Genomic DNA, 22,925 nt, shown 5'->3' on the forward strand with positions numbered 1-22,925 from the left:
TTCGTATCTCGGAACTGTGCGGACTGACAGTAGCCGATATTGATTTCAAGAATGAGGTTGTGGTTATCGACCACCAGTTATTAAAAAACAAGGAACAGGGCTATTATATTGAAACGCCTAAGACAAAGAGTGGAACAAGGCAAGTGCCATTAAGCAGAGAAACGATACAGGCATTTCAACGGGTCATAAGGAAACGCACAAAAGGGAAACTGATAGAGATAGACGGATACAAAGATTTTCTGTTCGTCAATCCGAAAGGCAATCCTAAAGTTGCGATTGATTACAACGCCTTATTTGTCCGTATGGTAAAGAAATATAACAAACACCACAAGGATAACCCCTTGCCACATATCACACCACATACGCTACGCCATACGTTCTGCACAAGACTGGCAAGCAAGAACATGAACCCGAAAGATTTACAGTATATCATGGGACATTCAAACATCAGTATCACAATGAACTGGTATGCTCATGCGTCCATAGATACCGCAAAATCAGAGGTTCAGCGTCTAATCGCATAAGAAGTATTTACCACGATTTTAACCACGCTTGATAGCGAAAATATAAGAAGATAGACCTAGATATGTGAGGTTTACCACAAAAGCAAAATGCCCGTAGAGCCGATAAAATAAGGCTTTGCGGACATTTAAGAAGATATAAAAAGATAGTCAAAAAGACATATATAATTTAATTTAACTAATGTTAAATTTAAAAACACAATAAATATTTTCAATAAACTGCTTAATATTTTTGACCCTTTAATACTATAAAAAATGAAAATTGATAATATAGGAATCAATAATTTTTCATTTTCACCTATTCCAGTAAAACTAAGAGTAAGGCACTCTACCGTTAATAGAATAGACATTAAAAAGGAAACAAGAGAATGCATCTTTATTTCTGGAATAATTAATTCTAGTGTTTTCATTATAAAAATATTCTCAAATATTGCTATTAAATTTAATATGTTCACCGCTATCTCCCCTATTATATAGTTTCATAAATTACATTTTTTGGAATTATATTCTCTATTATAACATCTCGCTGTAAAAAAGTGTAAATAAAATGTAAATTATTACCATTTATATACCTATAAATTGCTAATAAATTATAATTACAAAGTAATTAAAAGGAGAAATAAAATGCATAAGTTATCACAAAAGTTAGCAATTATTATAACGAATTCATCATACCTTGATGATATGTCTGAAATGGTTAGTTATAGTTTAGAGGCAATATTAACTACCTCTATCACAGCTATATCTGCATTTTTATTAACTGCTTATACAGATTGTGTACTTGAATACTTAATATTTAATGCCTGTTTTATACCTATCAGAATAAGACATAAAAGTTTTCATTTTAAGAAATTCATACAATGCTTCATATGTTCTAATTTAATGATTTTGTTATGTTGTTTAATTCTTAAATATATTCCTTACCACAATACAGTTATTCCTTTATTATTTATATTTCTTACTAGTCATTTTTATCTTTCTATTGAACGAAATAAATTTGAAACATTTTTTATTGCAATTATCTTTACACTATCTTTATTTTTTAATAAAACGATTTCTTTAGCGATACTTTTATCTGTATCAATGAACACAATTTTAATGTTAGGGAGGTTATACAATGAAAAAAATATCAAACATGATTAGACAAACTTTAACTGCATTATTATTTAATACAGCAGTTGCAATCGATGGTCCACCATCTTGGTTATGGATTTATGAACCAGAAAAACCAAAATTACTAAAAGATAAATAAATATATTTATAAAGATAGTGTATTATGTTCTAAACAGTAACTATATATTTTTATAGTTACTGTTTTATAGTATTAAGGCAACGTATTTAGAAGATATGTTGCTTTTATTATGTGAGTGTAAAATAAGTGTATAGTGATGAATTGTTATTTATTTAGCATAACTTAATTAATAACATAAAGAGATATTTAAAATATTAAACATAACTTTATACAGATTTCCTAAAACCAGTTTTACAATAACTATTTTATAAAAGAAAAAACTCAATTCTTTTTAGAACTGAGCTTAACCACTACATAATCTCTTTCATTTCATCAATAATATTATCTACAACACCCATATTCCCCATATCTATTTGGATATGACATCTTTCACAAATATCGATTATTGCAGCATGAACATTAGGATTTCTAACATGGACTTTCTTTGGTATCCCTGTTTCTAAAATAAAAGGAATAAAGAAATTTAATATAACTTCTATTTCATCATCACCAGGTTTTAATAAATCTCCATGCATTATCACTTCTGTCTCTTCATCTACAACAATAAACATTAATGCATTTGCAGGTTTTTTAAAATCATCATCTTGAATGACTGTATTCAGATATAACAAATCAATATATAAGTTTTGATTAATTTGTTCTCTTTCTTCAAGTTCCTCATATAATCCAGAATCAGTTAACTCAATAGGCATGAACTTGTCTACATCATAGGGTACACTCATAGATTCATAAATCCATTGTTCATCTTTTTGATGTGCATATATCATTTCATTATCTTCGAACTGAACATCAATATGATTATGAATATACTCCTCTAGAATATCTAATAATCTTTCTAGAATCTGAACAAATCTTTCTGCTTCTTCTTCATTAATAGAATTAGGATAATATTGTGCCTCATAACTGATAAAATAAGGCCAATTCTGACTTCCTCTATACTTTAATCCTAAATTCTTAATTATAGCTCTTTGTTCAGCAGGCACTTCACTTCTATCACCCATATACCATGTCAAACAATTCTGTTCAAACATTAAATATTTTGTAACCTCAAGATCATCATATTCACGAGACAAACTACATAAATCAGCATAGCCTTCTTCCCCTTCATAAATAGAGAGCCCAATACAATCTCCATTTCTTCCCATAACAATACAATACACAACATCATCAGGTGCCAATTCAATACAAATATAATCACCACTCCAAATATATTCCCATGGCTTTAACTTCTGTAATTGATCTGACAACTTGTACAACTTTCTCCAAACCACTGTATTTCTTCCCATTTTTCTTCTCCTTGTATAGTGTTTTTACCAGTGTAATCAATATGAGATCTTTATATGATAATTATATCATCAAAATTGCTACAGGTAAATTCATATAACATATTAATAAATAACTTTTGACCTATAATTACAAAATCTCTCCCTTAGCAATAACCACTTCCTAACACTTGCCATTAACACTGTACCATTCTTTAAAATAACTTGCTGATTCTTGATTTCTTTTACATAATTCAAATTTACAATTTCACTCTTATTAATTCTAAAGAAATCTCCAAGTTGATTTAATTCATTACTTAAAGTATGCATAGACACACATTTACTATAAATACCACTAGATGTAAATATTGAAATTGTTCTTCCATTTAAACGACAATAAAAAATAGATTTATATGAAATTTTTTGATATCCATTTTGAGCAATAAGAGTCATATAAATATCCTCTTTATCTAAAATATCTAATACTTTTTGAACATTCTTTTTTAAGTTTAATGCTAATAAATGATTCTTTAATACAAAACCATATGGTCTATAAAGATAACCCTCCAGAATATGATCAAAAGATTCAGACATAAAAATAATTTTTTCTTTTTTATTAATTGCATATATCTTCTTAGCCAAATCAAAACCATTCATTTTTGGCATATCAATGTCTATAAAAATAAAATCATATTCTTTTTCTTCTACAAGATACTCTAATGGATTTAAGTATCCTATTGTTATAAAATGCAAACCCAACTCTTTATCTAACTTCATGAACTCTTCTTTGATAAGATTAATACTTTTCATATCATCATCAATAACCGCTACATTATATTTCTTTAATATTTTCATCACCCCCATACTATAAAATGATTTCAAAAACACTCTTCCCATAATCTCATTATCTTGAATTTCATCTCATATCACAATTATTTTTACTTGAACGTAGTGATTTTTTACTTAAACGCAAAAAAAGACATAATTTTTTTAAAATTTGTCTTCTTAATCATGAAGATTCATCTTCAAAATCATTAATATCACTGATCTCAAACATTTCACTTGAGTCTTCTCTATCATTGCCTATTGAGGCATTCATAATCTTTTTCCTAATATTAGGATCTATGTATTATCACTTCTCTACAAATATTTCACCTTGCTTTGCGAGTTCCCACTGCATTGCTTTCTTCATCATTTCCATGTTTAAGATTTGCTTGCTTTGTCTTGCCATAAGATAAGCTGTCATTACAATTTGTTCAATTCTAGCAAGTGAAAATGGATAGACTCTTGCTAACGTAGTATAATCCAAATCATGATTCACTTGAGAACACAACTCCTTAAACATAAGATAACGTGTTTCTTCAGTACTTTCCTCAAATTTTATAATCATACTTAACCTTCTTAAAAATGCATCATCAAAATTATGAATAAGATTGGTTGCTAAAATGATAATGCCATCAAAATTTTCAATCTTTTGTAACAAATATGCAGTTGAAACATTGGCATACTTATCATTAGCTTGTTGAACTTCAGTACGCTTTGTAAATAAAACATCTGCTTCATCAAAAAAAAGAATACAGTTATACCTTGCAGCTATGTAAAAAATATCATCCAGATGCTTTTCTGTTTCACCAATATATTTATCATTTATCTTAGAAAGATTGGCAACCAAAAGTCTTCTTCCTAATTCTCCTGCAATGGCTTTAGCAGCATAAGTTTTTCCAGTTCCACTTTTTCCATGAAACAAAGCACTTACTGACTTTTGTAAAAAATGTCCCTTATTTTGAAAATCACTCTTTACCTCATTTTGATATTGTATAAGGTAAAGGAAATAATTCAGTTTATCTTGAATAGATTCATCCCCAATCCAATAAGTCATATTCAAATGACTTTCAACCATTGTACAGTATTTTTGTTCAATTGGCTGCTTATAGAAATATGAAATAATATCCTGATGAGTCAAAGATGTATTCAATTTAATGAAATATATCATATCAGCAATATTCAAGTGATAAACAGCAAGTTCTCTTTTAACATCATGTAAATACGGATACTTTTCTATAATCATTTGTTTTTCCTCTTGTAACAAAAAATCAGGAATATGATGACAATTTTCTAATATGTGAATATAATCTTCACTGATTAAAATATAAGGGATATCCGTATATGATATCATAGCGAGAAGGACTTTCAGTTTTAGAAGTGATGCTTCACTTATATGATCAAAACATGGTATGAAATGAAAAACTTGATATTGAAATATAATATATTTTGAATAATCATATAAATCTATAGAATCTAATAAAGTTGTATCAATTAACAGACATTGATAGGCATGTGCCTGTAAATAACGATAACATAAACTGTGTTTTCCACTTCCTGATCTTCCCCATAACTGAAATGGCTTGAATGTCAATTTTGTATAAATATCTTGATGAAGAGGTAAATAATATATATCTGATGTGACAATAATTTGTGCTCCAGGCATTTCAAATATCTGTCCATCAAATATATAGGAAGCAACGTAGTCCTGTAAAAGAATATATCTTTCCATATGATAATAAGGCTTTGTTCCATCATCTCGCATCAGTAATGCATAGTTCTTATTTTGATGTAGACTTATCATAAATTCCTGATATGTAATCTTAACAATATGTTTTAATAATGTGAATACAGATGAATAGTATAGATAACCTGTTTGAAATAATGATTGATATAGACTTCTTAAATATCCTGAGAGTTCCATAGATGTCACAAATATTAAAGTTTGATATTCAAGCTTATTAAGTGATAATATCTTTTTTAAATTTGGTAAAGCTAAAAAGCAATCACTCTCATTTATATTTTGTTGAATAGTCATATAATACTTACGGACTTCCAATAGATAATTTTTCATGTCCACCTGATCAGTCAATTGACATAACTTTAAAATCATTTCTGAATAATTCACATAATCAATAAGCAATGCATTATTATCTTGATATTTCATAATTACACCATCCTTGCTTCATCAAAACAACTATATCCCTGAAAATCATCTAACTGTATATCCATTAATCGACTATTATAATCAATATAACAATACTCATCAAAACAGCCCCTATCATTTAACCAAATGATCTGACAATGCATAGCAAAAGGTACATTTTTCATCACTATTTTTTCAACAAACTCTTTATCTATATCTTTATCTTCAGGTATTAATAAAAGAAATGTATGAGAATTCAATTTTTCCCCTTCTTTTCCAATTCCTTTTTCTACGACATGTCCTTTTATTCCACATAAGACTTCAATCAGTTCTTCAAAATAAACTTTTGTACCCATCTTTTTATTGAAATCATGATAAACTTTCATATATCTTCTTAATATTTTCTCATCAAAATCATCAACAGCAATACCTAACCAAGTTCCAATTTTTCTCAAAGTCTGTTCATTTGCATAATCAAAATCTAAAGAAGCTTTAAATTCTTCAATTTGATTCTCAATATCCATATATAATGATTGATAAATAGCCAGATATTTTTGTAAAAACAATTGATCTTGATAAATAACTGGAAGATATTCATCAAAGCTCACTTTAGGATAATTGAAATGAATTTCTTGAATTGTTATTGGTAAAGATTCCGGATTAAAAAATTCAATGCAGCATTTTAAATATCTTCCTTTGATATTCTCACCATACAACAATGTATCTAGAGACTTTGTCTTGATAGAGAAATGCTGACTTAAATAAAGTCTTTGTTCATAAGAAGATTTTGTATCTATATCCTTTAAAAGTTTCAAATTATCAGTTATAAGTATATGAATACGGCATGCAACATGATGATTCAACTTTATCTTTAAACGATTCCATTCTCTTTGAGATTCCCCACTATCGATAATATGTGTTAGGTAATAACCATATTTTTGTGAAAGAGACCATTGATTCTTATTCCATTGAAATTCATAAAATTCCCCCTGCTGATCAAAATCACAACATATATAATGATCAATAACTGTTTCCATTTTATCTCTCCTGACTTTTACTTGAGTAGATCTTCTAATTGAGTCATAACGTCTTCTATACGAAGGTTATCACAAGTAAGTATTTTTTGCATGAATTCTATCTTGCTTTGACTATTACAGCTGTTTATTGCATATTGCAATTGAATAATTTTATTGACTTTCTGATAATATATTTGTGTACGTAAATAGACCTCAAAAAAATCATCATGTTCTTTAAGTAGAAAACGTTTTTCATATTCTTGAAATTGTTTTGGTAAAATGAAGCGTATAAGATTTCCTTGTTCTATACATGCCCTTTTATAGACATAATTTCTATAATTCGTTAGCCTATGTATTCTCTCTAAAAGAGGATATTCTTGTTTATCAAAAATAATCATTAGTTTATTTAATAAACTCTTTAAAGATGCTTGTTTTTGGGAACCGATGATATATAATTTATCAATTTCCTGTCTTATCTTATTTTCCATAAAAGCTATTTTTTCCCTTGAAGAAATGATCTGACTATCTCGAGAATAGATTCCCCATAACATATTTATAATATTCTGTAAAGGTAATACACTTTCTTGCTCTAATATATCTTGATATCTCTTTTCATTTAATAAACCCATTTTATCAATTTGAGTTTTCAATATTTCTAGTTTTACCTCTAATAGCTCCCTTGAGAACTGTGGCGATTGTTTAAGTGTATCTGATTGATGGACTTTTAATTTGATATCTTGATCAGGATTTAAAAAGTATTGGGGATTCATAATTACTCGTGCTTGTGGTGATATTATCCAATTATCCTCCCAAAAAGATGGAAATTGCGAAGCTCTAAAAATATATGTATTTAAGGTTTCAAAGTATTCCTGATCATCCATATTAGGTTCTTTATTAGCAAAATCAACCATATTCTTATCAGCCAGCATCATACCAACATTCTTTATTCCTGATAATGTTTTGTTTAATATTTGGATGCCATTGTTTATTTTTTTACCACCAGGCTGTGATGCATATGCTAATGTATTTAGAGAATCATTAGGTATCTGAATCTGATATAGCGCCATAGCTTCTTTTCCTAATTTGTTTGCAGTATTAAACACTACGACCATCTTTTGAAATAATTTTTCTTTTCTATCTTGTGAAAAAGGTAAATGATCACGTAAATCTTCCAATAACTTTATCTCAACTCCTCCAACTGTCCCATCACCTGCAAAAAAAAGTCCTGTACTTTCTGCACTCAAACCTTGATTTCCAAATAAAGATAAGTTTGTTGATAACAATTCATTTCTAAATGACATATCAAATTGATTGGAAAGTATATCCGCAACAGTTTTTGCATCTTTTTTAAAACGTTTATCAAATAGTGCAAATGGCGATCTTAAAATCAGAAAATCTTCAGGGAACTGAAAGCCCTGAATGACTTCACAAACTGTTTCTACAATTTGTTGAAAAACATATGATTGTGCATTCCCAGCATTTAAGAAAGTTGTTGTCTTAGCGAATTTTTGAGCAAACTCTTCAATCGCTACCTTCGTAGACATCATCATAGAAGTCTTTAATTTTTCCGCTGAATAAATATCTAATCCTTTTGAGACTGCCCATATAGCATTATCAGCACTAGCCACTTGATAATTGAGATCATTCATCGAAACCTGAAGTGTCTCTTGATGATTCACACCATGTAGGTGCATTTCAATTGTATTTTCATCTAAATCTTCTACAATTCCTTTAACAATATAAACGTGTTGATTCCTCATAGACAATACATATTGACCAAGCTTATAACGAGCTTGCATTTTAGGGATTGGAGGTGTAACTTTTGGTTCTTCAGCTTCATCTTCACTATCTGAGATTTCATCTATTCTGACTTTTGATTGAGTAGCAAGTGATGATGTTGTTGAATTCCTTTTTCCACCAGATTTTCCTTTATGAATAGCAGACAATTCATCAGAGTGAGATGAACTCATAACGGGATATACAGGGCGCAAAGAAATTTCAGAGTTCCCGTCAGTCTCAGAAAATAATGACTGAAAAGCTAATGACTGTTTAGGCAGTTCAGTTTTCATAGTTATCACCTACTTTCTCATCTTAATGATATTCTATATTTTGAATATACAACATCATATCTGCACGTACTTCATATGTCTCAATACTTTGATGATTCATAAATATCTTCAATAACTTAACATCTTTAACAAATGACTTTTGTAAAAGACAAACCATTAATTCACTTTTTCGCAATGTCCACTCATCAATATCTAAACGTTCAATATATGCATATATCACTTCTTGAACACGCTCATGATAAGAAATATCTTCCCTTAAAAATTCTATCTTGACTTGAATATCTACGGGTTGATATTGCATAGATACTATTTCACATTGTGTATTCACATACATAGATTTTTTAAGATGCTCACGAATTAAATTCATTTGATCATAGGTAAGTGGACGTCTTGTCTGTTTTTGAACAATAACAACCAAGCCTTCTGCCTGAGCTGAATGATAAAAATCTTTTCTATATAAAATCTTTACATTTTTAAATATCAAATAAGGAGTTTGAAAAACAATATCACGATACTTGTCTAAAGGCACTTGTGCCATTTTATATTCATTGATTGCTCTTTGTTTATAATCATCTAAACTTTCTTTAGCCCTACCTCCATAACTATCTAAAAAGTGCGAGCACTTAATATCATCCTTTTCACAAATAAGTGTATGTTTTCTCACTCTTCCTTTTACATCAAGAGATGTTTCTAAACTCACAATCATAAGATTTTCAGCATCAGAAGGAAGTAAAGGATAATTCTTACCATTCCCTAAAATCATCATATTCTCAAATTCATCATAATCATAATCTTCAAAAGGTTTATAAATATTATTTTGTTTGATCATAACTTTTAAAGAACGTCTCTTCACATGTGAGACAGAAAGTTCAAGTTTCTGTGTTGAAATTCCTAAACAAGGAAAAATAAATTCTTCTTCATGAAAAATGGGATCAATACTCACAATTAAAATATCAGTACCTTGTTCAATGCCTTGAGGAAGATGAATTTGTGAAGTTTCACTACGATAACATTGTAAACTGATGTCCTGCCATCCATCATCAACAGCCTGAAAAATCTTTAAATAACCTGTTGTTTCTAAATAATGAATACAAGGAATGATAGAATATTGATATTTATATTGTCTTTGATAAATATAGGTATGTGTCTGTTTTAAAAAGAGTGGATTTAAAATAATATTTTCTATTTGTGGCAATATCTCATAGTGCTGCTTGATTCCCAGTCGTAAACAATAACCAGAGACCTTATTTATTTTCAACTTTTCACTTTTATAGAAAGTTGCTAATGTTATTGCACCTGAATACATCAATCCATATGTTTGATCTTTAACATCAATACATTTTTGCCAACCATATTCACTATAATATTCATATGTTAAAGAAGCTTCTTGATATGGATAATCATTTGGTAAATGACGCTGTTGATCTTGAAGATAGAGATAAATAGAAAAAGGTATCTTTGGTAATTCATTTTCAAACATGATATAGATATATTGTTCATCAACATCCTTTAAAGAAAAATGTTGATTACGATAAAAGCGCATAATATCTTGTTCACCAGCAATTTGATAATAGTGCCCCATAATTAAGTTCTTAATAATATAAGCTCCATGCTGAAGTTCATAAATAATGGGATTTTGAGAACTTTCAGTTAAAAAGCGAGTTCCTTTTATGATATGACAATCAGTTTTAGGAAGAGCATTCACAAGTACTCTTGCACATGTTCTTTCATGTCTTTTGATTCCTAATAAAGCCAAATACTTTTCAATATGCTCAGAAGAAATACGATCAATATTGAAGTTTTGAATATCACTTAACATTGTCATCATTTCTAACAATGTGACTGCTGGTTCACTCCTTCTTTCAACGTCTATAAAAGGCAGTAAGAGTTTCATCATTTGTTTATTTTTTTCAAACATTTCTGTAAAATCACTTTGATCTAGATGAATTGTATCTAACATTTTCTTTCAATCCTCCTCTCACGACTCGAATAGAAGACTCACCGCCAATCATGACTGCTAATTGCATCTTTAATAAATTTTCTGTACTCTTTGTCATCATTTTATTCTGATAAACATATTGCCCACTTACATGACAATCTTCAATTACATATTTTTCATTTATATTTTTGACAACTTCTATAATATCAACAATTCTAGGAAATTCTCCAATCTTCCATCCCATATGATGTCTTCCTTCAATAGGATGAAAGTAATTTTGAAATTCTGCTTCCAGTCTTTTTTGAATCGTTAAAATATCTTCTTCATAGATTTTGACCTTTAATGACAATGACATTTTGACATAAACTGGTTCAACAATTTTTATATTTGAATCATAAGCATGAAAAAGTGTTTGTTGAAAAATCATTTTTTTTAATGCTTTTTTGATTTCATAGAAGGATTGAATACCAAATAGAAAGTCCTTTACAAGATATGTTATCGTATATTGATGAGGTATAACATGTCCAAACTCATCTTGAAATTCAATCATTTTGAAATCATGAATTTGTGGAAATTCAGATTGGACAAATTGATGAAATTGAGAAGGGGAAACAAGTCCATTATGATATCCTATATATGAGGATAGACGTTTGATAGCTTGTGACTGCATTTCTTGTGATACAGCTCCATAACTATGAACCAGACTTAGACATTGTGAAATTTCAGGAACTGTTTGTGCCATGAAAATCTCAGTTTCTCTTTGCATTGATTGCTGAACTTTATGATATTGCAGAAAATGAATACGATACTGATTCACACCTATCTGTGCTAGTACTGATTTATCAATCCATATTTTTTCTTGAGTTATATGGTAAAATTGCGAATCCTGCCACTCATCTATGATATCAATCCATTCATTATTCTCTTTCCTTAAAAAAACATGTATATCTAATAATTGAAAAGCTGGCAAGACAATTTCTAAATCTTGTGTAAAATCTTGAATTGTACCTGATAATTCATTGTATTGACCTTCTTTTAATGTTGCAACATTACATTGAATATCTTTCATTGCTATGAATTGAGAATACTGATTTTTAGCAACTCTTTCTATTTTTATCCAATAACCATATTTTTCAAATAACAACATAGCTGACATTTCTTTATTCAAATAGAAATGAATCAATCCACTATGACTGAATCCTTCTGTTTCATCTTCAACAATGACTTTTTGAAATCCTTGTAAAGAGCTCATTAAGAATTTCCATTCCACATTTTGATTCTTTTGAATATCACATTGTATATAAAGAGAAAAAGGACTTCCAATAATAGGTTCTTTAAAAAATAAATACATACAGTCATTCTCTTGATGAAATTCATGGAATAAAACAATTGGTAATTGTTGCTTATATGACAACATTAAATCTTCATGATGGAGTTCTTCTTCACGATATAGTGTATCTAATTTTAATTTTCCTTGAGGATATGTATATTGTGCTTGTAAGTTCTTGATGAAAGGAACATGTAAACAACAAGGAAACTGATAGCGTGACTCACACTTAAGTAAACGCAGACGAATCCAATAATCTTCGATGCCTTCAACAAGTACTGGTGAAAATTGTTGTGGACAACAAAAAGAGAATTCACATTGAAATTGTTCAGTATGTCTAAATAAATATCGCATATCTTTTAATTCTTGTATCATTGTCCAATCTTCACCATCAAAATACTCAAATATCACAACATCAGCATAAACATCAATCATTTCCTTAGGTTCTGGTGGTAAAGTCCGCATAATTGCATGATACTCTTTTCGAATATCCTCATAAGGATTAAGAACATGCTCTTCAAAAATCAGTTGAAACTGTAAAGAAATCATTGCATCTTTTTTACAAAAAACCTCTGATATCGCAATATAACAACAACTTGATATTTCTAATGTATTTGTAAAAGGAGCAAAAAAATCTGGTTCCTCTAAAACCTCTCCTACAAAAATATAAGTAGGTGAATGATAAGCTTCATGGCAACTCACACTGATATGATCAAATGCTGTCTCATGAATTTGTTGAATATCCAGACAACTGATTTGAATCATTATATCTTCATTTCTCACTTTGATTTTCTCATAATCTATATCATCATAACTCACTTGTATATATGTCTCACTTTTATGAACCCGTAAATCACAAATTTCAGCCCCATTACTCACAAGTTTCCACTGCATACAAGGCAAGACAAGTTGATCAATAATATCTGATGGTTGATTTAAATATTCAAAATAAAGTTTCCATTGTTTTGGTGGCTCATTTTCAAATAAATAAGGAAAATGAAAACGAACAATATGTTTATCTAAAAACTCTTGTTGAAAATCAAATGCATAAAAAGAATGAGGATGCTCCAAATAAATCAAGTGACCTGTCTTTCCTTGTTGAAAGAATATATCATGAACTTGAACTGGTGAAACAAATATGTCTTCTTGAAGTAATAAAGATAACAGTTCACCTTCTTCACTCATCCCCTCCATTTGTGTTCCTTGTTTCAAAAAGACCCCTGCACATCCTGGTGTCAATACAAATTGAACAAGGGTTGACAGGGGACAAGATGGTTTAAATTCTGGATGAATCATATTATAAAATTCAATCTGATGCTTATCAAATAATTGTGTGATACTTTGAGCACTTTCACTTAACATACTCGTCCAAAGCAATGTCAACATATGTAATGCATCCTGAGTATGACTAAAATCATATAAATCATTAAGATAGCTTTGGGATAAAGTATCGACACTTAAAATCATCTCTTTAACAAGTGATGAATCTATCTGGTCAGACCATAACAATTTTAAATTCTGTTCCATCTTTTTCACCCTCACTTACAACAACATATTGAATATAAGCTTTCAATACACCTTGTTCAGCCTTTCCAAAAGTCACTTCTATTTGTTCAATACGTTTTTCCCATTTGGTTAATGAACGAATAATTTCATGTCGAATCAATTCTTCAGTTAATGAATTCAATGGTTCAAACATATATTCTTTTAAACGACATCCAAAATCTGGACACATGATTCTTTCTCCCTTTTGTGTTGATAGAATAATGAGAATTGCCTCTTTAATACTTTCAAATTCATCACTTAAACGAATTGTTTTCCCTGCGGTTTCCAATCCAATTGGGAATTTAAATCCAACTTTTTCATCATTCATCATTCACACCACCTATCCAAGTTTAATCATTGCTCCCTTAACACTTAAGACGCCACTTGAACTCACTTCGCATTGAGAACCACCTTTCATCTTTGTTGACATTTTGCCATCAATAGATAACTGTTGTCCCTCTAAGTCAATTTTTTGTTGACCTTTTATTTGAAGTTCAGTTCCTTCTATCTTTATTTTCTTACCTTTCATTTCAATACTGCCATCTTTTTTGAAGTGAAGCTGTGAAGACCCACAAACAATCTTTATTTCCTTTTGAGATTCAATCTGAAATGATCCATCTTTTATATTGATTTCTAACTGATTGTTAGCCTCTTTATCCCCTAATATAATTTTCTGATTTTCATCATCTAAAATAAGTTGCTGTTTTGCTGCAGTCTGAATTATCATTTTTTGTTTCTTATCTTCATCTTCAATCTTGATCAGATTTCCACCCTTTGTTTTCATGACTTTATACTTCTGTAAATCCTTAATATACTCTTTGTAGAACTTTGAATCCGCTGGAACAATACTCCCCATAATAACTGGCATTGTATGATGATCACCTAAAAATACAACAACAACATGATCATCAATCTCAGGTATAAAATAGCCTCCATATTCTTTACCCATATATGGCATCATAAGCTGAACATCACTAATGATATTACTTTCACTTTCCATAAAAGGATGTTCAACTTCAAAAGTCCCTTCTTTTTCATCTTTCCCATATCCTTTTACAATGCCTATAAAGAAATGTGATTGTCCTTGCATGATTGAAGTATTTTGATTGAAGATATCATCATATATCATAAACAGCACCCCCCTTATTCTGGTTTTCATTTCATCCAATAAATAATGATGAACACTTGTGACATAACACTTTAATTTTTGATTTGCTAATGTGAATTCAACAGTCATTCCACATGTCAACTCTGGTAAGAATACTGTTGTTATAGAGATTTCACCATATTGATTCAACATCTTTTGACTATAACCATCAATAAAGATATCAAGTCCTGCCATTTCATTTATTCCACCAATAACAATTCGCTGTGTTTTTTCTTTCATCAAAGAAGTCACTTGAGAAGAAACTGGAAATGAAGTATAACTCAATTTCTTTTTCTTACTTAATTGCTTACTATTAAAATCAAAACTCACGACCTCAATTTCTTGAGCAAGCGATGAAACACTACAATCTAATTGTGTTTCATAAACACCCAAATCATCTTCAAGATAAAGTGTATCAAATGTATACTGCTGAAATTTTCCTATATATAAAGTCTCTTTCACAATAAATGTCTCAAAATGAAAATAGGAACATATCTCCTTTAACATCTCAAAATCACTTTTTAAATATATAGGAATCAATTGATTATTGCTTTGAGATACTGAAGGCATCTCTATTTTAGATATATATTTCTTATAAACACTTCTTTTACTTATATCATCTAAAATCATATGAATAGTCTTCTGGTCCTTTTGAGCATAATGATTTCCCATTGTCATCAATGCCAAAACATCCATTCCAATAATATCTACTTTCATTTGTTTATCTTCTGTTTTTCTAATTATTAATTCTTCTATAAAACCACAAAACACAATCTGCTTATTTTTCTCATAACCTGCCTTGATGAGCATCTTGGCACCAATTTGTAATGTCTTTTTTATTTCACTTGTATAATCTTCAACACTCATATTCAAATAAGCAACTGATGATTTGACACTTGTTGTTTCTTCTATTTGTAAAGACTCAAGTGTTAATATTTCATAATTATCCAGTTTTGTTTGATCAATGAAGATATCAACAGTACAATGTTCAAAATAATGATATTTATGATAAAGTTCTCTCATCTTTAAAGCTGCCATCATATTTACCCTAATATTTTTCTCATATCAGTATCTTGAGAGGCAAATTCTTTCCAGCGGGCTGGATTATTATAAGTTTTCATAGCTTTATCAAATGGTGTTTCCACCTTTTTTTCAGGTTCTTTTATTTTGGAAGAAGTCACTTTCTCATAGCCATCATCTTTCCCATTTATTGTTAAGGATACTTCTGCACGAACAGGTTTTCCATCTGGCGAAAACATAGAATATGTTTCTTGATATGCCGTTAAGAAACCAATAATATTCATCGTTCCCCAATGAAAACAAATCTTTTCCATTTGTTTTTCATCAGTAATACCATAATTACAAAACTCTTTAAATGGCTTCATCAATTCTCTGACGTCCTGATATGTTGTTTGTGAAGTTGATTCAAAAGTATTGAAAAATAATTTTAATGTTAAGGATACTTCTTCTGTATTTTGCTGATCTACTGACGAATTATTATCATTCTTATCATCATTTGTTACTTTATGATACTTACCAGTTGTATGGACCAATGATAATTCACTTGGATTAAATTGAACATAAAAGACTTGACTTGGAATAGGACTGCCCCCACTATCACAATGCATGATTCTTGCTTTTTTCATGATAACCTCCTCCCATATCTCTTACTTTCCTGACGATATTGTTTTTCTAATTGAGCTGTGACCTGATCAACAATTTGCTTCATTTCCTGATGACTGATTGTATGAAATGTAGGTTGTCCATCCATCTGCCGAACTGTCTCTATTGTTTCTTTTACAGTCGATTGTTTCATAACCTTTTTATCTGTTTCAGTGTGCGACGATATATCAGCATTTCTTTCTACTGGTTTTAAATATTCATATTTTTGGTCACTTTGACGCTTGGAAATATTTCTTAATGCATGTGGCAGAAGTGAAAGACTCTTATATGTAGATGACGTTTCATTTTGTAAAATTTGACTTGTATAAAATGGCAATCTTCTCTGTGGCGCATAGACCATCAGATCAGATTTCTTCATTTTTCCAAGATAAAACTGTGTTAATATAGAAAATGTTTGACGATGAGATAATAACGGTGCTAAAAGCCCTAAACTTTCAGTTGGTCTACTTTTATAATAATGTTGTTCCTCTTGAATCATACTGTTCCAGATACGTTTATAAAAAGGATACATCTGTCTCATCACATTCGTATTTTTTAACAATGACTGAAATTGTATTCTCATTTTTTCAGGATGACTATGATAGGATAATGAAATTATATGTCTCATGTTTTGACTATCATAATGAACACTGATCTGAGGTTGTTTTTGAATGATTTCAGATTTATGAATAACTTTAAATAATGTTTGTATTTGCGGTTGATGATAAATAAATGAAAATGGATATAAATGATTATTAACTTTTTTTAGACATAGAATATTGGACTGAAGATATTTACTTGGATATATCAACAACTGTAAATTCTTCATATTGTAACTCAAATTGATCAATTAATAACCCATTATCCGTTGCATTTAATTCTTGGACTTCCCATTTTGTAACAATTAAATGATGAAACATATATTTTTTAACCAATACATTTTTTCTATCTCTGACTTCCAATGTCAAACTTTCAATATGTTCCCCAATAAAATAGAATGGAAAAAAACCAGATTGACTGACACCTTTTTCTAGTGATAATGTCTTACAGCTAGAAACAGGTTTAGGAAAAATATGAACGTAATCATTGCAACCACCTTCCTGATATTGATGTGTCTCAATATCACGTGCAATACCACTCACTTTTTTAAAACCATAAACATGATTATCTATAGATATAACAAAATGAAATGCTGTGAATACGTCCATAAAGCTCCCTCCTATAATTCAAAAATATTTTTTGGTTCATGATTAATTTCTCGATGAATCTGATTAATCTGGGTACAGAACTGTTGTCTGGAAAGATGAGAAAGATCGAGAATATCATCTAAAGACCAATGAAAATAATAACTCAGAAATGAGATTTGTTTCATGAGTTCATTGTATGTATACAAACTCATTTCTGATTCGTAAAATTTAGTGTATCAGTAAACTCCTTACCACAATGTGGACAGACAACATGAATCGTTGGTATTTCTGATTCATTGATTGTTTGATACATATTTTGTAAAAAATTTATATCTGATAAATACATTTTTTCTAGCATTTCAGGTGTCACTCTATCACAACCTTCTAATTGCGTAATGACACTAGAAATCACAACAAAACTTGCATAATCTGGATTTTGTCTTACTTTGGGATGCTGCATAGCATGTATTTCATCTCCAGCTGTTGCAAGCCTCATCGTTCCTTGACGATGAACAATCCCTGCTTCATCCACATAACCTTTGGGTAATGTAAAATCATATGCTGTTTGAAAATTCATTTTTTTAAGTCTCCTTTACCTTATGGTTTAATACGTTTAATACCTTCATGTGCCAACTCTACACTTTCAATCGCAATTTCATTACTTGTTGCATTAAAATCAGTTGGTGTGTACTTGGTTGGCCATGCATTAATAACTTCCCATTCAGCAACCACTTTATGCAAGTCATCACAAAGTTGAATGGTAATCGTTTTTCTTTCACAGGTTCCATCTACTGTGCTTTGTAGCCATGTCATCAATTCAGTTGCGGTAGCGAGACCCCATTTTAAAGTCACATTGCCATATTTTACAAGTCCTGGCTGCTTAAGAACAGTATTTACAGGATGAATTCCCTCACGGTACTCAATAGGATCAATTGTGATATCTCCAGCATTGACTTCAGAGAAACCACCAACTTCTTTTGAATCAATTAAAACAATATAATTGTGTTTTTTATATGGATATACATATGCCATTGTCTATTCCCTCCTTTAACTTGCATCTTCCATTTTTTGCGTGATTCTAAAGATAACAAATTCTGCTGGCCTAACTGGAGCAACACCAATCACACAAATCAAACGACCATTTAAAATATCATCTTGTGTCATCGTTGACTTTCCAACATTTACGAAGAATGCTTCATCAGATGTTGAACCAGTTAATGCACCATCACGCCATAAAGTTGTTAAGAAAACACGAATAGTCCCAGAAACTCTTGACCATAGATTTTCGTCATTAGGTTCAAAAACAGCCCAACTTGTATTTGCTTTAATAGATTCTTCCAAATAAATAAATAGTCTACGCACATTGATATATTTCCAATTCCCATCACTTGAACATGTTCTTGCACCCCAAACACGAATTCCCATACCTGGTAAAGAACGAATCAAGTTTATACCTTTAGGATTTAACTTTCCTTGTTCTGCTTCATTATAATGAACAGATAAGCCAGTGGCATTTCTTACAACTTCATTTGCTGGAGCTTTCCAGACACCACGTGTATTATCTACTCGTGCATAAATTCCAGCCATTGCCCCACTTGGTGGTGTATATGAATTTTTCTTTAATAAAGGATCAAAAACACTTAACCATGGATGATACATTGCCGCATAAGTTGTATCAAACTGTTCACGATGTTCACTTAACTTATCTACTGCACTTACATCTAATGGTGCATCTAATATAGCAAAACGACTTGCTGTACTCTCACAATGTGTAATTAAAGCACTTTGAACAGCCGCACTCGTCATTCCAGGAACAGCCATAATACTCACATCATTAATTTCTATAAAAGCCTGAATTCCTGATCGCTGAGATGGTCCATCATCTTTTCCAATATACATATCTTCATATCCAGCAGCAGGCATAACCGTAGTTCCTCCAGCTAATAAATAAGACTTAAAATCTGTTGTGTATTTTGCATAAAATGCTTCAGTATCTAACTTTTTCTCAGCAGTTTCTATAAGACTAGCATTGATGAAATCCGATTTTTCTAAGACATTGACGACAAATGATGGCGAACTTGGATTAAGAGAACATTTCTCATAAACCTCACCAAAATCTTCACATATAATTTGCATATCAATGACAACAGTTTGTAAAAAAACATTAGGATGTAATGCATCTTTAAAATAATCACCCTCTAAAGGTTTATTCAATTCTAAAATGTTATCAAAAACATTTGTAACTGTGTAAAACTTTTCATTAAGTTCAACAACATCACCAGAATAAAATCCACCTGATGAATTCACTGTGTATTGATTTTTTTTAACTTCATCTTCAGTTGCTTGGCGAGTCACATATGTTTTTGCCTGATAAGCTTTACGAATCTGCACTTTAATAGCATTACCCCAAGTCCCCGAACTCGTAGCAGTCACTTTTAATGCATCTTCAATATCAGCAAATGCACTGACTTGCTCAGAGGAAGCCACTCGCATAACATAACAACTACTTCCACCATTTGCAAAGAATTGGTCAACTGCATAACTTAAAAAACGATGTTCACCAAATTCTTCACCTAGGTAACCTCCAAAACATTTGCGGAATTCTGCAACGCCAGTGATCAGTCTTGGTTTTCCAATTGTTTGTCCACGACTTGCCATACCAACAAAGCCTGCTGTACTGGTTCCAACACCTTCCATTGCCTTAACTCCTGATTCAAACTCTTCAACATAAACTCCTGGTGCTAAATATTCAGCCATAATTTATATGATATTATCCTTGATAATATCTTCCTCCTCTCTTTATTGTATATTAATTGTTGGTGTCATTGATTGAATAATTGTGATTTGCCCGCCATAACTACAGATTAACTGTGATTTATCGTGGATTGCCATGCCCCCTTGAATCTGTACTTTTGTAGAAGTATTTAACCAAGGTGAGAGTATGAGTGGGAGACAAGGCATAGGTGTGAGGACGCCTAATGCTGCAGCAGTTGCTGATGCAACCATTGGATTAGCTGGATTGCTACACATTCCAAAAGGTAAAATATTCTTGAATGGAACATAATCCAGCATTGTTGCAACTGGCATAGCATTTGCTAAAGGACGTGGTGGCAAGACCATCAAAGGTGTTGGAGCCTGTCCAAATGTACACTTTAACATACATCCTGATGATATCATGCAAGGCATACTATTCCTCCTTTCTTGTATATTGATAGTCTATTTCTTGAACGCGATGTGCTTCTTTAACTCGCGTAGAAGGTATAAATACTGGTGAAACTTTTATATATAAGCAAAACTGAAATGGTGATGAAAGGCTTTGCCATAATCTGATTTTATCATCTAAAGATAGGTTTTCTAAAGTCATCAAAGCATCATAATCATGAACAGTCAATTGGGGTTGTTCTTCTATTATCATCAAAATACGAGTTAACAGTTCCTGCTTTAATAACTGGTTTTGTCCACCAAAATGATGTTTTTGATTTAAATAAATAACATAAAACAGTTCTACAGATTGAGGTGGATAACGAATATTTTGCCCTTCATCTTTATAGTGATGTTGTAAGAAAGGCATTCCACTCATATCATACATCATAATTCCAATACGATAATCTTGATCTGATTCATAGGGAGCAGTTAAACACACATCTTCTTTAGAATGAATATACTTTGGATATAAAGCATTTTGTAAATACTCACAAAGTTTGAAACTTACTTCGTCCATAGATTATGACTTCCTTTCTGGGCTTTTTTCAATCAAAATATATTGGATTGTTCCAACATCAGCATAAACATAAGTATATCTGACATCTTCAATATCATACATATTCATTGATAATGATGTTTTTTGAACCGATGGAAAAGAATAAACATAACTGCCAAGTTGACTTGCATTAAGACTCTTTTTATCATAAAGACGTTCAACAAGTTCAATAAAGGTTGGATAATAGGTCTCAACATCTGTTTTCATATCTCCCAGATATTTATCAATTACTTTATCAACATCATCAATTGTCTTTGCTTCCTTTGTTTTAGGTAATAACTGACAATCCATTAATAAAATACTATCAATAAGAATATCTTTCTTATCTAATGATTTATCTAACTCAACTTCATCAATAAAAACATCTTGTCCATTGAAATCTTTCAATTGTTTTTTTGATGAATAACGAATAGTCAATGGACTATGAGTGATAAACATAATATTCTCTTCTCGATAAACAAAGAGGGTCATATCTTTATAAATAAAAATTTCATAATGATGACGAAAACTATTCTCTAAAGTCTCTAAAGATTCTCCTAGAAATGCTGAATAATCAATACTCCCCTCATGCATTTTCCCTTGATAATATGTAAAACCAGTATTATCCAACAGTTTCCCTTGCCCTTCAGCAATCCCTTTGACAAATTCACCATCATAATAAATACGATTATAATCTTCATCATATAAAATCCCAGATTTATCATAAAGACCATTAGAGAAATATCCAGTATATAAAATATTTCCATCTTCTTTATAAACTGTTCCTTCACCCTCTAACTGACCATTCATAAAACTTCCTTCTTGATAAAGATAATGTTCATCATGATAGAGCTGTCCTATCCCTTGGTACATATTCTCTCGAAATCCTCCCTGATATAAAACCTCTCCATCTTTATATAATGTTCCTAAATCACCCTCAAATTTATTATTTATAAAACTTCCTTCATACACAAGTTGACCATTTTGATCATATAATTTCCCCTGACCTTGACAAACACCCTGTTCAACCTCTCCTTGATATCTTAAAACGCCTTGATCATCAACAATTTTCACAGTTCCTGAAACATTTTCTAATTTTTTATCATCATATTGATAAGTAATAATTTCTTTTGTCTTGATTTCTAACATATTCCAAGGTGCTTTTAAGAAAAGAACAGGAATAACGATTAAAAGTATCAATCCCCCATAAAAAACCTTGTCATAAATATAACGCTTAGCAAAATAAATATAATTCTTATTATGAGCATTCTTGAAAAAATCAATTTTCATC

The 22,925-nt window shown here is 30.6% G+C and carries 22 protein-coding genes; 3 read left to right on the forward strand and 19 right to left on the reverse strand.

Translation table 11 applies throughout. The features are described 5' to 3' along the window. From AC5M21_RS09900 to AC5M21_RS09910, 3 genes are all read left to right on the forward strand, one after another. Positions 1-524 (forward strand): site-specific integrase (locus AC5M21_RS09900; RefSeq protein ID WP_493531487.1); only part of this gene is annotated, 524 nt, incomplete at its 5' end. 621 nt (positions 525-1,145) lie between these two features. After that, entirely contained in the window at positions 1,146-1,664 is a 519-nt protein-coding gene (locus tag AC5M21_RS09905) for an accessory gene regulator B family protein (RefSeq protein WP_008788487.1), read from the forward strand. Beyond that, the gene (locus AC5M21_RS09910) at positions 1,639-1,773 is read left to right on the forward strand and encodes a hypothetical protein (protein WP_017144185.1); all 135 of its coding nucleotides are present in this window, start codon (positions 1,639-1,641) and stop codon (positions 1,771-1,773) included. Before AC5M21_RS09905 ends, AC5M21_RS09910 begins: the two co-directional genes overlap by 26 nt. 290 nt (positions 1,774-2,063) lie before the next feature. Here the strand turns inward: AC5M21_RS09910 and AC5M21_RS09915 are convergent, their stop codons facing one another. The 19 genes from AC5M21_RS09915 to AC5M21_RS10005 form a co-directional block, all read right to left on the reverse strand. Then, entirely contained in the window at positions 2,064-3,059 is a 996-nt protein-coding gene (locus tag AC5M21_RS09915; protein WP_008788486.1) for a DUF7309 domain-containing protein, read from the reverse strand. A 102-nt stretch (positions 3,060-3,161) separates the two neighbouring features. Next, on the reverse strand, positions 3,162-3,923 hold the full coding sequence (locus AC5M21_RS09920; protein WP_373115975.1) for a LytR/AlgR family response regulator transcription factor: 762 nt from the start codon (positions 3,921-3,923) through the stop codon (positions 3,162-3,164). A gap of 244 nt (positions 3,924-4,167) precedes the next feature. Beyond that, positions 4,168-6,024 (reverse strand): ATP-binding protein, encoded by a 1,857-nt coding sequence (locus tag AC5M21_RS09925; protein WP_302378535.1) that lies wholly within the window; start codon positions 6,022-6,024, stop codon positions 4,168-4,170. Positions 6,025-6,026: 2 nt separating this feature from the next. Then, on the reverse strand, positions 6,027-7,040 hold the full coding sequence (locus tag AC5M21_RS09930) for a hypothetical protein (RefSeq protein WP_302378536.1): 1,014 nt from the start codon (positions 7,038-7,040) through the stop codon (positions 6,027-6,029). Between the two features lie 17 nt (positions 7,041-7,057). Next, on the reverse strand, positions 7,058-9,088 hold the full coding sequence (locus tag AC5M21_RS09935; RefSeq protein ID WP_302378537.1) for a hypothetical protein: 2,031 nt from the start codon (positions 9,086-9,088) through the stop codon (positions 7,058-7,060). A 22-nt stretch (positions 9,089-9,110) separates the two neighbouring features. Continuing rightward, complete coding sequence (locus tag AC5M21_RS09940) at positions 9,111-11,048, reverse strand: hypothetical protein (RefSeq protein WP_302378538.1); 1,938 nt, start codon at positions 11,046-11,048, stop codon at positions 9,111-9,113. After that, positions 11,017-13,881, reverse strand: a complete 2,865-nt coding sequence (locus AC5M21_RS09945) for a hypothetical protein (protein WP_412254297.1) — start codon at positions 13,879-13,881, stop codon at positions 11,017-11,019. Before AC5M21_RS09945 ends, AC5M21_RS09940 begins: the two co-directional genes overlap by 32 nt. Beyond that, positions 13,850-14,227: a GPW/gp25 family protein gene (locus AC5M21_RS09950; RefSeq protein ID WP_282767987.1), complete on the reverse strand. Its 378-nt coding sequence runs from the start codon at positions 14,225-14,227 to the stop codon at positions 13,850-13,852. Before AC5M21_RS09950 ends, AC5M21_RS09945 begins: the two co-directional genes overlap by 32 nt. 12 nt (positions 14,228-14,239) lie before the next feature. Further along, the gene (locus AC5M21_RS09955; protein ID WP_412254295.1) at positions 14,240-16,084 is read right to left on the reverse strand and encodes a phage baseplate assembly protein V; all 1,845 of its coding nucleotides are present in this window, start codon (positions 16,082-16,084) and stop codon (positions 14,240-14,242) included. Positions 16,085-16,089: 5 nt separating this feature from the next. Then, positions 16,090-16,692: a CIS tube protein gene (locus AC5M21_RS09960; RefSeq protein ID WP_008788476.1), complete on the reverse strand. Its 603-nt coding sequence runs from the start codon at positions 16,690-16,692 to the stop codon at positions 16,090-16,092. Beyond that, positions 16,689-17,537 carry a hypothetical protein gene (locus AC5M21_RS09965; RefSeq protein ID WP_017144181.1) on the reverse strand — a complete coding sequence of 283 codons (849 nt, stop codon included), beginning with the start codon at positions 17,535-17,537 and terminating at the stop codon, positions 16,689-16,691. The genes AC5M21_RS09960 and AC5M21_RS09965 overlap by 4 nt, the downstream gene beginning before the upstream one ends. Beyond that, the gene (locus AC5M21_RS09970; protein ID WP_008788474.1) at positions 17,503-17,916 is read right to left on the reverse strand and encodes a phage tail protein; all 414 of its coding nucleotides are present in this window, start codon (positions 17,914-17,916) and stop codon (positions 17,503-17,505) included. The genes AC5M21_RS09965 and AC5M21_RS09970 overlap by 35 nt, the downstream gene beginning before the upstream one ends. 11 nt (positions 17,917-17,927) lie before the next feature. Then, entirely contained in the window at positions 17,928-18,107 is a 180-nt protein-coding gene (locus AC5M21_RS09975; RefSeq protein ID WP_493531488.1) for a DUF6760 family protein, read from the reverse strand. Next, entirely contained in the window at positions 18,104-18,472 is a 369-nt protein-coding gene (locus AC5M21_RS09980; RefSeq protein ID WP_008788472.1) for a hypothetical protein, read from the reverse strand. The genes AC5M21_RS09975 and AC5M21_RS09980 overlap by 4 nt, the downstream gene beginning before the upstream one ends. Before the next feature lie 20 nt (positions 18,473-18,492). Next, complete coding sequence (locus AC5M21_RS09985; RefSeq protein WP_008788471.1) at positions 18,493-18,927, reverse strand: phage tail protein; 435 nt, start codon at positions 18,925-18,927, stop codon at positions 18,493-18,495. A 15-nt stretch (positions 18,928-18,942) separates the two neighbouring features. Next, positions 18,943-20,652, reverse strand: a complete 1,710-nt coding sequence (locus AC5M21_RS09990; RefSeq protein ID WP_008788470.1) for a phage tail sheath family protein — start codon at positions 20,650-20,652, stop codon at positions 18,943-18,945. A gap of 42 nt (positions 20,653-20,694) precedes the next feature. Continuing rightward, positions 20,695-21,081: a DUF4280 domain-containing protein gene (locus tag AC5M21_RS09995; RefSeq protein ID WP_017144180.1), complete on the reverse strand. Its 387-nt coding sequence runs from the start codon at positions 21,079-21,081 to the stop codon at positions 20,695-20,697. A 1-nt stretch (position 21,082) separates the two neighbouring features. Further along, positions 21,083-21,616: a Pvc16 family protein gene (locus AC5M21_RS10000; RefSeq protein WP_302378542.1), complete on the reverse strand. Its 534-nt coding sequence runs from the start codon at positions 21,614-21,616 to the stop codon at positions 21,083-21,085. A 3-nt stretch (positions 21,617-21,619) separates the two neighbouring features. Then, positions 21,620-22,924, reverse strand: a complete 1,305-nt coding sequence (locus AC5M21_RS10005; protein WP_302378544.1) for an MORN repeat-containing protein — start codon at positions 22,922-22,924, stop codon at positions 21,620-21,622. Position 22,925 lies beyond the last annotated feature (1 nt).

This window comes from Coprobacillus sp. (assembly GCF_984815275.1).